The following is a 15,305-nucleotide window of genomic DNA, read 5'->3' as shown; positions in this document are numbered from 1 at the left end:
ACATTTTTTAACAGTGTAACTTAAAAGCCCTATTTATAGTGCTTTGCAAGGATTGTTAACTTTTTATTAGTGTTTTGTTAACTGATTTTAACATATGGAGTAGGGTTTTCTGAAGATTCCTGATACTTTTGTCCCGTCAAAACCAATAAAAGTTCAAAATGATGAAAAGATTCATTCTCGTAATCATAATGATGATTTCAACCCTAGGTGTTTACTCATTTACAAGTAATACCTTAGATGCGAAAAAAACAAGTTATGCATCGTACTACCACGATAGATTTAACGGTAGAAAAACCGCTAGTGGAGAAATCTTTGATAATTCAAAGTTTACTGCAGCAAACAGAACGCTTCCATTTGGAACAAACGTTAAGGTAACCAACCTTAAAAATGGTAAAGAGGTAATAGTGAGAATTAATGACAGAGGGCCTTACCATTCATCAAGATCTTTAGATATGTCTAAAGCTGCGTTCGATGAGATTGGAGATATCAGTCATGGTACTATTCCAGTCGAATATGAAATTGTCGATTAATTTTATGATTTAAATTAAAAAAAGCCAGCTGATTCAGCTGGCTTTTTGTATGGATATCTGTTTTATACATCCAGTTCGACTAAAGCAGGACAATGGTCGGAATGTACCGCTTCCTTTAAAATGACAGCCCTGCTGAGCTTATCCTTTAAACTATAGGAAGTGAAATTATAATCCAGTCTCCAGCCTTTATTTCTTTCCCTTGAGTTTTGTCTGTAGCTCCACCATGTATAATTGTCAGGTTCATTGTTAAAGAACCTGAAACTGTCAATCAGTTCGCATTCATTGATAAAATTGGTCATCCATTCTCTTTCCATAGGAAGAAACCCTGAAACATTCTTTAAACCGACAGGATTGTGAATATCGATAGCCTCGTGGCAGATATTAAAGTCTCCGGAGATAATAAGATTAGGAATTTCTTTTTTTAAATTTTTAATATACCCAAGAAAGTCATGGCAGAACTGCATTTTAAAATCTAACCTCTCAATATTAGATGCAGAAGGAACATATACCGAAATCGCGGAAAATCCGTCAAAATCTGCACGGATGATTCTTCCTTCATTATCATAGCTTTCGATACCACAACCATACTCTACATGGTTGGGTTTTATTTTTGAGGCAATTCCGACCCCGCTGTAGCCTTTTCTTACCGCTGAGTGCCAATAACTGTGATATCCCAATTTTTCAAGGCTTTCGATGTCTATCTGATCGTTTCCGGCCTTACTCTCCTGAATACAGATGATATCCGGATCGGCAGTCTTCAGCCAGCCCAGAAAATCTTTCGTAAAAGCCGCCCTGATTCCATTAACATTGTAGGTGATTAATCTCATAAACAAAATAAATTTTTTCAAATGTAGGGAAATAAAAAAAGCCGGTTCTGAATTTCAAATCCGACTTTTATATACTGAGTAAGTGATTTTAATTTTTAAAAACTGTTTTACCGTCTTTTGTCAGTTCTATTTCCTCGCCTTTTCCTCTCAGTTCATAATGGTCATTCTTGTACCATATTCCTGATGCAGGTTTTTGTCCCTGAAGCTCAATGGTTTCATTGTTGAATACTACAGTAGCCGTATTTTTGGTATTGTTGAAAGTCATATCCAGGGTTTTCCCGTTCTTGTCTTTCGAAGTACTTTTTACAATTTCATCCTGAGTACCTGAAACAGCTGCTGAATCAGATGGCTTGGATACAACACTGTCTACAGAAGCGGGAGTGGAATCTGTTGTTGTCTTTTCTTTATTACATGAGGTTAAAAATAATGCTGAGAATGCTGCTGCAATAAAAATGTGTTTTTTCATAAATATATATTTAAGGTTGTCTGTTGATATGCAAAATAAGTGCCTTAAAAAAGAGGCGGAAAAAATCGCAAGATTTTTTCCGCCTTTAAACCCAAAATTAAATAAACTATGAAAAAAACTACTTGGGTTCTAAAATACTGATAGGAATAATACACTCTTCAAGTGAAATTCCACCATGCTGGTAAGTTTCTTTATAGTAATTAACAAAATGATTGTAATTTTTAGGATACGCCAGGAATATATTGTTTTTAGCAAAAATATATTTCGAACTTAAATTTCCTTTGGGCAGGAAAAGTTTTTCCGGATTGGTAATAGCCCATACATCACTGTCATCATACGTTAAGCTTTTGCCTGTTTTATATCTGATATTCGTAGAAGTTTCTCTGTCTCCTACCACTTTACTTGGCTTTTTAACATATACAGTACCGTGATCTGTTGTGATCACCAGTTTATATCCGTTTTCTGCAGCTGCCTTAATGATCTTCAATAAAGAAGAGTTTTCAAACCAGTTGAAGGTAAGGGAACGGAAAGTCTTATCATCACGAATCAGCTGGTCTACAATATGATTGTCTGTTTTTGCATGCGACAGGATATCAATAAAGTTGTACACAATAACCAGCAGGTCATTATTTTTATGCTGGTTGAAATCGTCATAGATCTTTCTTTCAAAATCAGCGTTCAGTACTTTAAGATACTTCATAGACTTTGAACCAAGACCGATTCTCTTCATCTGATCTTCCAGGAAGTCACGCTCAAACTCATTTTTATTTCCTTCTTCGTTATCATTAAACCATTTATCAGGGAAGCGTTTTTCTATCTCAGACGGCATTAATCCTGCAAAGAAAGAATTCCTTGCATATTGTGTTGCTGTCGGAAGAATACTATAATAATAATCTTCCGATATTTTATTGTAGTATTTTGTAAATAAAGGTTCGATTACTTTCCACTGATCATACCGAAGATTATCCACCATCAGTAAAAGAACTTTCTCTTTTTCCACTTCAGGCTTCACTTTTTCCTTGAAAAGCGTGTGGCTCATCATCGGTTTGTCTGAATCTGTAAGCCAGTTTTCATAATTTTTCTCAATGAATTTGGCAAACTGAATATTGGCTTCTTCCTTCTGAGACTGCAGAAGATCGGCAAATTCATTGTCTGCTACCTTATCAAATTTGATTTCCCAGCTAAGAATCTTTTTATAATACTCAGCCCATTCCTGATACGTTCTCAAATAAGAAAGTTCCATGGAAAGGTTTCTGAATTCCTGCTGGTATTGTAAAATTGTTTTTTGTTCCACAAGATTATCCTGCTGAAGGTTTTTCTTTAAAGACAGTAATATCTGATTGGGATTTACAGGCTTTAATATATAATCGGCAATCTGGGAACCGATCGCTTCTTCCATAATGTGTTCTTCTTCGCTTTTGGTTACCATGACGATTTTTAAGGCATTATCTTTTTCCTTAATCATAGGAATTGCCTCCAGACCGGAAATACCCGGCATATTTTCATCAATTAGCGTTAAAGCAAATTTCTCTGAATCCATAAGTTCCAAAGCCTCATTTACATTGTTAACAGGCGTTACCTGATAACCTTTCTTTTCTAAAAATACGATATGAGGTTTAAGTAAATCTATTTCATCATCTATCCATAATATCTTTTCTGACATAATTTATTTTTTACATGGTTATTGTATCAAAATGTTGACCAAATCCTTTTAAAATCTCACAAATTCGAAAGATTAAAAGTTAAATATAAGTTAAATGAAAATAGCGTAGAATAATTCACATTTTCACTTCATTTAATCAGTAGTTTTTATATACTCCAAAGCCTTTTCCAGCACTTCGTCTTTTCCCTTTTTTATCCCTTCAATACTTGGTTTTACCAGAATATCGGGAATAATTCCTATTCTTTGGGTTTCCCTGCCATCAGGATAATAAGCACCAAGGCCTGTAAACCGTGTTTCGAGATCAGCAATTTTAAACATAATGACATCTCCGTTGGCTCCTGAAGTATTACTCCCGATAATTTTAGCTTTCGGATGCTGTTTGAACATCATTGTCGTGGTTTCTGCCTGGCTTTGTGTATTCTCATCTACTAAAACGATGACATTTCCTTTATAGTATTCAGGATTTTTCCTGCCGGTGACATTTTTTCTGCTGTAGAATTTGCCGGGATAGCTGGTATCAGGAAAAGTAAACTGATAATAGATTAACGGGTTGGGAAGAAGAAGAAAGCTTAAGGGTACAATCGTTTGTTTTGGATAATTTCTGAGATCAAAGATAATGGATTTTGTGGATTTTAAACTGCTGTACATTTCATCAAGATCATCCTTTTCTATCATCCCCATATTAACATATCCGGTTGTCTTTTCATCATCCATCAATTTCCACTTTTTTACAACAGGTTTCTTTTCATGAATAATATTCTTACTAAGATATGTTCTGGTTTTTATTTCTATATTTTGTCCTTCTCTTTCAATCTTTAAAGAAACAGAATCATTGTTAGTGAAAAGCAGCTTTTCTTTTATTTTGCTGACCTTGCCCCATGAATTGGAGGCAGGTACATACTTTCCCAAACTGTTGATCATCTGTGGAATAGTTTTTCCTTCAATATCATAAATAACATCTCCGGTATGCAGTGGGCCTTGATGTTCAGGCCGTGTGTCATTAACTTTTGTAATCACTAGTTTTCCTTCAGCATAAATATATTCTACAGGAACTTTTCGTTGACCATACAGATGAAGCTGAATCTCCTTTGAAGAAAGATAAGCGTGTGAATCATCCGTTTTAGCCACTAGTTCTGCTAATGTTAAGTGAAAATTTTCATCATTATCAACCAATAGAAATTTGGGAATCATTTCTGTAAGTACATCATTCCAGTTCTGATCGGTTTCATATTTATAAGGAAAGAAATATTCCACGTAATTCCAGTATCTGAACAACTCCAGTAAACTAATGGCTGTGGAAGTGAATTGAGAACCATAGGATTTTTCATTCCTGAAATATATTTTTCTTCCCCCTTTTCCCACATAGTGATTGTCTCCAAGATTTCTGTTTTTTTCGATGTAACGAAGCTTTTGAGATACATCATCAGAGAAAATTTGTGAATTGTCCATCCAGCGTAGATCAAAATTTTTAAGGAAATACACCTTCTGATCTTTAACTGAACATTCTTTGCATGGCGGAACTTCTCCCAGGCTCTCAATCCATTCAGAATAAAAATTATTGAGAGACTGCTTATCATTAATATTTTCAAGTTCATTGATTTTTTGAAAAAGCTGCTTATCCCAGTTAAGATTTCCTTTTGCCACACGGGGATGGTAATATTTTAAAAATCCCCAAATCCTGCAAAGAGATTCCAGCTTTTGGGTCTCAGTGATCATTTGTGCGGAAAAGTTCAAACTTAAAAGTAAAAAGAGGAAAAGCGGGAAGCGTCTCATTAAAGGTTGCCGTGTTTTCTCTCAAAGATAATCCTTTAATATAACAGACGCAAAAGGTTTTCAAAAAATCTCGAATTGATAATAAATAGATATTTAGGAATTTCTGAAGTTGATATGAAGATGTTTTTGATGAAAAATATTTGGTGTATAATCATGTTATCCCAAAATCTTAATAGTAATTTAATAAAAGGCTAAATTTTAAAATGCCTAACTTTGTTTACTAATACTGAAGTTTCAATGCAGAATAAGCTAAAAATCATCAACGATCCTGTTCACGGGTTTATCAAAATTCCACACGAAATTTTATTTGATATCATTGAGCATCCTTACTTTCAGAGATTGAGAAGAATCGGGCAGACCGGACTTCTGAACCTGATATTTCCCGGTGCTACCCATACAAGATTTCATCATGCTCTTGGAGCGATGCATTTGATGTTTACAGCTTTAGAAACATTGAAGCAGAAAGGAGTGAAAATTTCTGAGGAAGAAGAAAAAGGGGCGATGCTGGCCATTTTGATGCATGATATTGGTCATGGTCCGTTTTCACACGCATTGGAAAGTATGCTGATGGATGACTGGCATCATGAAAATCTTTCTTTGCTGCTGATGAATAAGCTTAATGAGGAATTTGAAGGCCAACTATCCATGGCTATTGAAATGTTTCAGGGGAAGTATCACAGAAAGTTTTTTAATCAGCTGATCTCTTCCCAACTGGATGTTGACCGTTTGGATTATCTTAAAAGAGACAGTTTTTTTACAGGTGTTTCCGAAGGAAATATTAATACCCAGAGAATTATCTCTATGATGAATGTCTGCGAAGAAGGCGAACTGGTGATTGATGCAAAAGGAATTTATTCCATTGAAAATTTCCTTACTGCCAGAATGTTTATGTATTGGCAGGTGTATTATCATAAAACTTCAGCCTTGGCAGAGTTTCTTTTGGTTAAAATCCTTGAAAGGGCAAAATATCTGATTTCCCAGGGGGTAGAACTTCCGGCAACAGACAATCTGAAATATTTTTTATACCGTGAAAAGAGCGGTGCCACAGATGAAGATATAGAAAGATTTACTCAGCTTGATGATAATGATGTAATTCAGGCCATGAAAGAATGGCAGAATTCAGAAGATTTTGTATTGTCATACTGGTGTAAATGTGTAATTCAGAGAAATTTGCCTAAAACAATTATTTCATCACATCCTTTTGGCCAGGAAATAATTGAGGAAAAAATAAAAAAGAGTAACGAACTTTTCGGAATCGATAATGGTGATGAATTGGTTCATGAAATTAAAAGAAAATTATTGCCTTATCATGCAGAGAAACAGCCCATTTATTTACTGCATAAAAATGGAAAAAGAACAAGGCTGCATGAGTCGGAAGATCAGCTTTTATCAGGATTAATCGTAAATAAGACGACCCGCTATATCCTTATGTTTCCAAGAGATATCTCAAGACTGGACTCTTAAAGAATATTAAAATTTACGATCTGAAACTAAAACATGTTTGCAAATTATAGAATTTCTTATCTTTGCAGAATATGGAATTTACAGCTTCGCAAATTGCAAGTTTTATTGACGGAAAAATAATAGGTGACGAGAATGCACTTATTACGGGAGTTTCACCAATTGAAAATGGGGAATCGGGACATCTTTCTTTTATAGCACAAGATCGGTTTTCTCATTTTTTGGATAGCTCAAAATGCTCTGTTATCATCGTTTCGGAAAAACTTCTGGAGAAAAATCATTATAACCCTACCTTAATCGTTGTAAAAGATGCCTATCTTTCTTTTCAGATTCTGATGAATTTATATCAGGAAATGCAGGGAAGAAAAGAAGGTATTGAGAACGGTTCATCTATTCATGATACCGCTATCATAGGAGATAAAGCGTATATCGGGGCATTTACTTATGTTTCCGAGAAAGCTAAGATCGGGGAAGGATCACAGATCTATCCACATGTATATATAGGGAAAGGAGTGAAAATTGGTAAAAACTGTAAGATAGACAGTGGTGCCAGAATTTACGACTACTGTATTATTGGAGATAACTGTGTGATTCATTCCAACACGGTAATCGGAGGAGACGGTTTTGGTTTCCAGCCAACGGCTGAAGGCTTCAAGAAAATTCCGCAGCTTGGAAATGTAATCATTGAAGACGATGTAGAAATTGGTTCAAACTGTAGTATCGACAGAGCTACAATAGGCTCTACAATAATAGGAAAAGGGACCAAGATTGATAATCTGATTCAGATTGCCCACAACGTGAAAATTGGTCAGAACAACGTAATTGCTGCACAGGCAGGAATTGCAGGTTCCACCACTATCGGAGACTGGAATCAGATTGGTGGCCAGGTAGGTGTCGTAGGACATATCAAAATAGGAAACCAGGTGAAAATTCAGGCTCAGAGTGGCGTGAATTCCAGTGTTAATGACAGAGAAACTTTGTACGGTTCACCTGCAATCAGTTACAATGACTATTTAAGGAGTTATGTTCATTTCAGGAACTTGCCTGGAATTGTAAATAGAATAAATAATCTTGAGAATAACTCAAAAGATAATACTAATGAGTGATATGCAAAAAACACTTCAGCAAGAGGTAACTCTTTCTGGAATTGGCCTTCATACAGGTAAAGAAGTAAAACTTACCATTAAACCTGCTAAAGAAAATACAGGTTTTGTATTTGTAAGAACAGACTTGGAGGGACATCCTCAGGTAGAAGCTGATGTAAATTATGTGGTAGCAACCGAAAGAGGAACTACATTAGAAAAATTAGGGGTAAAAATTACCACTTGCGAACATCTTCTGGCAGCCCTTGTTGGCTGTGATATTGATAACGCAATTTTAGAAATGGATGCCTCTGAACCACCAATTTTGGATGGATCCTCAAAATACTTTGTGGAAGCTATCGAAAGTGTGGGAGTAGCAGAACAAGCCATTGCAAGAGAATATCTTGTTGTAAAAGAGGTTCTTACCTACAGTGATCCGGCTACTGGTTCGGAAATCACCATCATTCCTTCGGATACTTACGAGGTAACTACTATGGTAGATTTTGGGACTAAAGTATTAGGTACTCAGAATGCTACTCTTAAAAATATTTCAGAATTTAAAGACGAAATCTCATCAGCAAGAACATTCAGCTTCCTGCATGAATTGGAAATGCTTTTAGATCATGGTTTGATCAAAGGTGGAGATATTTCCAATGCCATTGTATATGTAGATAAAGATCTTACTCCTGAAACTACAGAAAAATTAAAGAAAGCCTTTGGGAAAGATAATGTATCGATAAGACCCAACGGTATTCTTGACAATCTTAACTTAAACTATCCTAACGAAGCGGCGAGACACAAATTACTGGATGTAATCGGTGACCTTGCTTTGGCAGGAGTAAAAATAAAAGGTAAAGTTATTGCTAACAAACCGGGACACTTTGTGAATACTCAGTTTGCGAAAAAACTAAACCGCCAGTGGAAATTGCAGAAAAAGAAAAACGTTCCGGATTTTGACCTGACAAAAGAACCAGTATTCGATATCAACGGAATTATGAAGCTTATGCCTCACAGACCTCCGTTCTTATTGATCGATAAAGTTCTTGAACTTTCAGACTCTCACGTAGTAGGTTTGAAAAACGTAACCATGAACGAACCTTTCTTCGTGGGACACTTCCCTAAAGAACCTGTAATGCCTGGAGTTCTTCAGGTAGAAGCATTGGCACAGACAGGAGGAATTCTTGTATTGGCCAGCGTTCCGGATCCTGAAAACTATTCTACTTATTTCATCAAAATTGATAAGGTGAAATTCAAGAGAAAAGTAATTCCGGGAGATACACTTATATTCAAAATTGAATTGATAGAGCCTATCAGAAGAGGAATTGTTCATATGCAGGGGTATGGATATGTTGGAGATACTGTAGCAGTAGAAGCAGAGCTTATGGCTCAAGTTGCAAAAAATAAAGTTGATTAAATGATTCATCAATTAGCAGCCGTAGATAAACGTGCGAAAATCAGCAAAAATGTAATCGTAGAACCTTTCACTACCATTGCAGGGGATGTAGAAATTGGAGAAGGAACATGGATTGGTCCTAATGTAACCATTATGGATGGCGCAAGAATAGGAAAAAACTGTAGGATTTTTCCGGGTACTGTAATCTCTGCAATTCCTCAGGATCTGAAATTTGATGGTGAAGATACCCAGGTAATTATCGGTGATGATACAACAATCAGAGAATGTGTTACCGTAAACAGAGGGACAAAGGCTTTGGGATATACTAAAATAGGAGCGAACTGCCTTATTATGGCTACCTCGCATATTGCCCATGATTGTGTTATCGGAGATCACGTTATCATTGTAAACGGTTGTGGTATTGCAGGACATGTGGAGATTGGAGATTATACTGTAATGGGAGGTTTATCAGCAGTTCACCAATTCGGTAAAATCGGAAAACATGTCATGATTTCCGGAGGTACTCTGGTAAGAAAAGATATTCCGCCTTACGTAAAAGTTGCAAGAGAGCCTATGTCTTATGCCGGTATCAATTCTGTGGGTTTAAGAAGAAGAGGATTTACCAATGAGAAAATCTTTGAAATCCAGAAAATCTACAGAGCCATCTTCCAGATGAAGATGAACGTTTCACAGGCTATTTCCCATATTGAAAAAGAAATGCTTCCAACGGCTGAGAGAGATGAGATCTTACAGTTTATTCAAAACTCACCAAGAGGTATCGTAAAAGGATACGGAACCGGTAAAGAGAGTAACTGATGAAAAAATTGTCTTTCCTTTTTGTACTGGCGATTTCCCATTTTTATCTGTCCCAGAACCAGAGAATAACAGGTATGGAGTTCTATTACGGCTTCTCGGACTATAAAAAAGACAGCCTTGCTAAACCCAGTGTTTATGCAGAAGTAAAAAGTCAGAATGAAGATTACATCAAAATATCTCCATTCAGATATACAGATACGGATAAAAAAGCAAAGAAGGAGAATAGAGCATGGCTGATGAAATATCAGGATAATCTGTATTTTAGTATGACCTATGCAGCGTATATCTATTCTTTTGATACATTTGCAAGAGTCAATGTAATTGGGAAGAAATATTTTCTGGTCTATCTTGATGAAGTAAAAGATAAAAAAGCAATTTCATACAATAATCCTTATGGAGGAGGTTTGCTGGGAGGTGCTTTAAATGCAGGGCTGACTCCTAAGTTTGCATGGAAGGATAAAAAAGGAAATTCTTACAAGGTTCTTTTGATTGATATTGAAAAATCAAATAATACCTCTGATAAAAGAGATGTCAGCTTCGGATTGGTAGTAGATACAAAACTTATTGTGAAGCTCACAGATAATGATCCTGAAGTCATTTCAAAACTAAAGACCAATCAGTATTACTTAGAGGATATAATTGATTTGGTGAACAAAGAGAATAATAAATAAAAGAATATAATATATTAATGGCAACAAGTAACGATATCAGAAAAGGGCTATGCATCGAATATAGCAATGATATTTATAAAGTAATCGAGTTCCTCCACGTAAAACCGGGAAAAGGACCTGCTTTCGTAAGAACAAAATTAAAGTCAGTGACGAACGGTAAAGTAATTGATAATACTTTCTCTGCAGGACACAAAATTGATGAAGTAAAAGTAATCACCAGAAAATTCCAGTATCTGTATGATGATGAGAACGGATTCCACTTCATGAACAATGATGATTTCTCTCAGTTATACATCAACAAAGAAATGATTGAGAACTCTCAGTTTATGAAAGCGGGTGAAGAAGTGACTATCATTTTGAAAGAAGCTGATGAAACTCCACTTTCTGCTGAACTTCCACAATCCGTATACCTTGATGTTATCGAAGCTGATCCGGGTGTAAAAGGAAATACAGCAACCAATGCTCTTAAAAACGCAATCGTTGAAACAGGAGCAAGAGTAATGGTTCCTTTGTTCATTGAACCGGGAGACAGAATTAAAGTAAGCACTGAAGACGGCAGCTACTTAGAAAGAGTAAAAGAATAAATAAAATTTACATAAATTCGGTTTGCATCAGCACTCCGAATTTTGTTTTATAAGAAAATCTATTGTTATGAGATTCCATTCTCCGCAAAAGCTTAAAACCATTGCAGATTTAATAGGCTCTGCATTTGTAGGCCCTGAAGATTTCGAAGTATTGGGCACCAATGAAATTCACATGGTAAAACCAGGTGATATTGTTTTTGTGAATCACCCTAAATATTACGACAAAGCATTAAACTCTGCAGCTACTATTATTTTAATTGATAAAGAAGTAGATTGCCCGGAAGGCAAAGCGCTTTTGGTTTCTGATGATCCTTTCAGAGACTTTAATAAAATCAATACCCATTTTACCAGAATCTATAATTTCACGGAAGAATTACACGATGTTGAAATAGGAGAGGGAACAAAAATCCATTCTTCGGCAGTAATCGGGAACAACGTGAAAATCGGGAAAAATACCTTAATCTTTCCTAATGTTGTCATTGGTGACCGTACGGAAATCGGAGATAACGTAATTATTCAGTCCAACACCGTTTTAGGAGGTGATGCATTTTATTACAGAAAATTAAACGGAAATTTTGACCGTCTGATTTCTGTTGGAAATGTTGTTATTGAAAACAATGTGGAGATTGGAAACGGCTGTACCATTGACAGAGGAGTTACAGACTCTACCATCATTGGGGAAGGCTCCGTTTTGGATAACCAGATTCAGATCGGACATGATACCGTTATCGGAAAAAAATGTCTGATTGCTTCTCAGGTTGGAATTGCAGGATGCTGTATCATCGGTGATGAAGTGACATTATGGGGACAGGTAGGAATCGCTTCTGGAAACAAAATTGAGTCGGGATCTGTACTTTTGGGAAAAACCGGCGTCAACAGAGATCTTGAAAAAGGAACCTATATCGGGATGTTTGCAGAAGATTTTAAAACTTATCTGAAAAAAGAAGTAAAACTGAGAAATCTCAAATAAACAATTCCAAAGGTTTTATCCAAAATCAAAGAAATTTGAGTAAATTTGTGAGCATTAATAAAATAATAAATAAATTAAAACAACAATAAAATGTCAATTTTAGTAAACAAAGATTCTAAAGTAATTGTACAAGGATTTACAGGGAACGAAGGAACTTTCCACGCTGGTCAGATGATTGAATACGGAACAAACGTAGTAGGTGGTGTTACTCCGGGAAAAGGAGGTAGCGAGCACTTAGGAAAACCGGTATTTAATACAGTAGCTGACGCTGTTGAAAAAGCAGGAGCAAACGTAAGTATCATTTTCGTACCACCGGCATTCGCAGCAGACGCTATCATGGAAGCTGCTGAAGCAGGAATCAAAGTAATTGTATGTATTACTGAAGGTATTCCTGTAGCTGATATGGTAAAAGTAAAATCTTACATCGCTGACAGAGACTGCAGATTAATCGGACCAAACTGCCCTGGAATCATTACTTCTGAAGAAGCTAAAATTGGTATTATGCCAGGTTTCGTTTTCAAAAAAGGAAAAGTAGGTATCGTTTCAAAATCAGGAACGCTTACTTATGAAGCTGCTGACCAGGTAGTAAGAGCAGGTTACGGTATCTCTACTGCAATCGGAATCGGTGGTGACCCAATCATCGGAACAACTACAAGAGAAGCATTAGAGCTATTCATCAACGATCCTGAAACTGAAGCTGTTGTAATGATCGGTGAAATCGGTGGAGGTCTTGAAGCTGAAGCTGCAAGATGGTACAAAGCTAGCGGATCTACTAAACCGGTTGTAGGTTTCATCGCAGGACAGACTGCTCCAAAAGGAAGAACAATGGGACACGCAGGTGCTATCGTAGGTGGTGCTGAAGATACAGCTCAGGCTAAAATGGAAATCATGAGAGAAAACGGTATCAACGTTGTTGATTCTCCTGCTGATATTGGTGCTACTGTAGCTAAAATTCTAGGATAATATAAAACCAAACATATGAAAAAACTTTTATTAGCCTCAGCTTTAATGCTTTCTGCTTTATCATTTGCACAAGTGCAGTGGAAAAGTACAAGATTTGGAGTGACAGGAGGTTTAAACTACTCCAGAGTATCTAACGCCCATAATCCTTCAGGCCCAAGATATACTTTCCAGGCTGGAGCTTTGGCATTGATTCCCGTAGGAAAGGCAAACCAATTCTTTATTCAACCTGAAGTTCTGTATTATGGTGCAGGAGAAACAGGAAAAGATAAAGATGCTAAAGGGGTAAGTGGTTATGACGCATTATATGCTAATAACTACCTGAGTGTACCTCTTTATTTTAAAGGATATTTTTCTGAAGCAGAATCAGAATTCTTTGGATTGATAGGACCTAGATTTAACTTCTTGCTGAGCCAGAACGTTAAAGACGCTCCAGTAAGCAGACCTTATTATGATCCCGATGTTACTGATCCTAACCAGCCGGCAGGCGTAAACGGTAAGGCCAACAGTTTTAACTGGGGACTTGGTCTGGGCGTAGGATATAGCTACAAAAGACAACTTGAAGTAGCGGTAAAATATGACTTAGGTCTAAGCGATACTTATCCTGGTCTTGCTAAAGAAACCAAAGGTACTGATAAGAAAAAATCAGAACAGGTAATTGCACTTACTTTAAGCTATATATTCAAATAGAATATTTCAGAATATAAAAAATCCCGGAAACGCAGCTTCCGGGATTTTTTTTTTTATCTGTTGGCAAATCAATCAGCGTTTTCAGCTTTTCCGTTATTTAGCCATTACCCTTTAATCCACTTCCAAAGCTCTTTTAACGTAGCTTTATTTCCATACATTAAAATTCCTACACGATAGATTTTTCCGGCAAGGAAGATCATGAAAATAGTAGTTACCAGCAATAATGTAATAGACAATGCAATCTGCCATGCAGGAACTCCAAACGGAATTCGGGCAATCATAGCAACCGGTGAAGTAAACGGGATGATGGATAGCCAGAAGCCTAAAGGACCTTCCGGATTGTTCATCAATGTGAAGCTTCCATACATTCCTAATGTCAGCGGTAAAATAGCAAATAAAGTAAACTGCTGGGTTTCTGTTTCGTTATCCACTGCAGAACCAATAGCTGCATAAATAGAACTATAGAAGATATACCCTAAAAGGAAAAATACGATGAATACAAAAATGATGAGCGGGAAGTTCAACTCCAGTAAACTGTGAGAAATCTGGGTAGCAAGCTGTCCCATATCCAGTTTACTTGCCATCTCCTCATTTCCCCCCGGAATATTCTTTTGAAGAGGAGAGAACCCTGTATTGAGTACCAATGCACCAATAACAGACATGGTAATCCAGATCAGAAACTGGGTCAGTGCAACCATGGTTACTCCCAGAATTTTACCCATCATCAGTTCAAAAGGTTTTACAGAAGAAATAATGATCTCCACAACACGGTTATTTTTTTCTTCAAGTACACTTCTCATCACCCTTACTCCGTAAATAATGATGAACATAAAAGTAACATACATCAGTACCATGCTCAATCCGGATTTCACCCCGAAAACAAGATCCGAGTCCTCTTTATTATTATCCGTAACGTTGATGGTTTTTAAGGTAAAGTTTTTATCAAGATCATTTAATTGAGTTTCCTGAATACCCAGCTGCTTGATCTTTTCTTTTCGGACAACATTGCTGATATCAGATACAATTCTCTGTTTTGTGTCAAACCCGATTTTACTGTTGATAATTAGTCTGGTTTCCTTTTCAAGCTCATCAAAATTCTGGTTTTTCAGCTGCGGAAGAATCAGGATGCCATCGAGAGATTCATTCCCTTTTAGATTGTTAATCTTGGACTTTTCATCCGCTGCAGAAACAAAAACATAGCTTAATTTATCATTTGATTGAAGCTGATTGGTAAACAAGCCGCTCTTATCAACCACTTCTATGATACTATGTGATTCATTCGCCTTAAACATTAGCCCTACCACTGCTCCGAAAGCAATAATCAGGACAGGGGCAAGCAGAGTCAATATGATAAAGGATTTTTTCTTAACCTGGGTAAGAAACTCTCTCTTGGTAATTAAAAAAATATTATTCATAAAA

15 protein-coding genes are annotated in these 15,305 nt (G+C 36.4%); 10 read left to right on the top strand and 5 right to left on the bottom strand.

What is annotated here, in order from left to right; translation table 11 throughout:
- The first annotated feature begins 158 nt into the window (after positions 1 to 158).
- Entirely contained in the window at positions 159 to 530 is a 372-nt protein-coding gene (locus AC59HC_RS20085; RefSeq protein WP_202841000.1) for a septal ring lytic transglycosylase RlpA family protein, read from the top strand.
- A gap of 62 nt (positions 531 to 592) precedes the next feature.
- On the opposite strand, the gene AC59HC_RS20080 is transcribed toward AC59HC_RS20085, so the two are convergent.
- From AC59HC_RS20080 to AC59HC_RS20065, 4 genes are all read right to left on the bottom strand, one after another.
- Entirely contained in the window at positions 593 to 1,357 is a 765-nt protein-coding gene (locus AC59HC_RS20080) for an exodeoxyribonuclease III (protein ID WP_202840999.1), read from the bottom strand.
- An 88-nt stretch (positions 1,358 to 1,445) separates the two neighbouring features.
- Positions 1,446 to 1,823, bottom strand: coding sequence for an MliC family protein (locus AC59HC_RS20075; RefSeq protein WP_411413556.1), 378 nt, complete (start codon positions 1,821 to 1,823; stop codon positions 1,446 to 1,448).
- A gap of 118 nt (positions 1,824 to 1,941) precedes the next feature.
- Positions 1,942 to 3,486: a T9SS response regulator signal transducer PorX gene (porX, locus tag AC59HC_RS20070; RefSeq protein WP_110010007.1), complete on the bottom strand. Its 1,545-nt coding sequence runs from the start codon at positions 3,484 to 3,486 to the stop codon at positions 1,942 to 1,944.
- A 132-nt stretch (positions 3,487 to 3,618) separates the two neighbouring features.
- Positions 3,619 to 5,202 carry a S41 family peptidase gene (locus AC59HC_RS20065; protein ID WP_496559231.1) on the bottom strand — a complete coding sequence of 528 codons (1,584 nt, stop codon included), beginning with the start codon at positions 5,200 to 5,202 and terminating at the stop codon, positions 3,619 to 3,621.
- 294 nt (positions 5,203 to 5,496) lie between these two features.
- On the opposite strand from AC59HC_RS20065, the gene AC59HC_RS20060 reads away from it, so the two are divergent.
- From AC59HC_RS20060 to AC59HC_RS20020, 9 genes are all read left to right on the top strand, one after another.
- Positions 5,497 to 6,723, top strand: a complete 1,227-nt coding sequence (locus AC59HC_RS20060; RefSeq protein WP_496559230.1) for an HD domain-containing protein — start codon at positions 5,497 to 5,499, stop codon at positions 6,721 to 6,723.
- 71 nt (positions 6,724 to 6,794) lie between these two features.
- A complete protein-coding gene (gene lpxD / locus AC59HC_RS20055; RefSeq protein ID WP_343639478.1) occupies positions 6,795 to 7,826 on the top strand; it encodes a UDP-3-O-(3-hydroxymyristoyl)glucosamine N-acyltransferase in 1,032 nt (343 codons plus the stop codon).
- Positions 7,819 to 9,216 (top strand): bifunctional UDP-3-O-[3-hydroxymyristoyl] N-acetylglucosamine deacetylase/3-hydroxyacyl-ACP dehydratase, encoded by a 1,398-nt coding sequence (locus AC59HC_RS20050; protein ID WP_110010003.1) that lies wholly within the window; start codon positions 7,819 to 7,821, stop codon positions 9,214 to 9,216. The genes lpxD and AC59HC_RS20050 overlap by 8 nt, the downstream gene beginning before the upstream one ends.
- Positions 9,217 to 10,011, top strand: a complete 795-nt coding sequence (lpxA, locus tag AC59HC_RS20045; RefSeq protein ID WP_076596575.1) for an acyl-ACP--UDP-N-acetylglucosamine O-acyltransferase — start codon at positions 9,217 to 9,219, stop codon at positions 10,009 to 10,011.
- A complete protein-coding gene (locus AC59HC_RS20040) occupies positions 10,011 to 10,682 on the top strand; it encodes a hypothetical protein (protein WP_137905072.1) in 672 nt (223 codons plus the stop codon). The genes lpxA and AC59HC_RS20040 overlap by 1 nt, the downstream gene beginning before the upstream one ends.
- Before the next feature lie 17 nt (positions 10,683 to 10,699).
- Positions 10,700 to 11,266: an elongation factor P gene (gene efp, locus AC59HC_RS20035; RefSeq protein WP_002977139.1), complete on the top strand. Its 567-nt coding sequence runs from the start codon at positions 10,700 to 10,702 to the stop codon at positions 11,264 to 11,266.
- A gap of 67 nt (positions 11,267 to 11,333) precedes the next feature.
- A complete protein-coding gene (locus AC59HC_RS20030) occupies positions 11,334 to 12,236 on the top strand; it encodes a UDP-3-O-(3-hydroxymyristoyl)glucosamine N-acyltransferase (RefSeq protein WP_062674061.1) in 903 nt (300 codons plus the stop codon).
- A 90-nt stretch (positions 12,237 to 12,326) separates the two neighbouring features.
- On the top strand, positions 12,327 to 13,199 hold the full coding sequence (gene sucD, locus AC59HC_RS20025; protein WP_002977143.1) for a succinate--CoA ligase subunit alpha: 873 nt from the start codon (positions 12,327 to 12,329) through the stop codon (positions 13,197 to 13,199).
- 15 nt (positions 13,200 to 13,214) lie between these two features.
- Positions 13,215 to 13,886, top strand: a complete 672-nt coding sequence (locus tag AC59HC_RS20020; RefSeq protein WP_202840991.1) for a porin family protein — start codon at positions 13,215 to 13,217, stop codon at positions 13,884 to 13,886.
- Positions 13,887 to 13,990: 104 nt separating this feature from the next.
- Here AC59HC_RS20020 and AC59HC_RS20015 read toward each other — a convergent pair whose 3' ends face one another.
- Positions 13,991 to 15,301, bottom strand: coding sequence for an ABC transporter permease (locus AC59HC_RS20015; protein ID WP_429813028.1), 1,311 nt, complete (start codon positions 15,299 to 15,301; stop codon positions 13,991 to 13,993).
- Positions 15,302 to 15,305: the final 4 nt, after the last annotated feature.

Source organism: Chryseobacterium sp. DZ-32 (assembly GCF_059587025.1).
The sequence above is the reverse complement of the archived record's forward strand: the minus strand, read 5'-3'. Positions and strand labels throughout refer to the sequence as shown.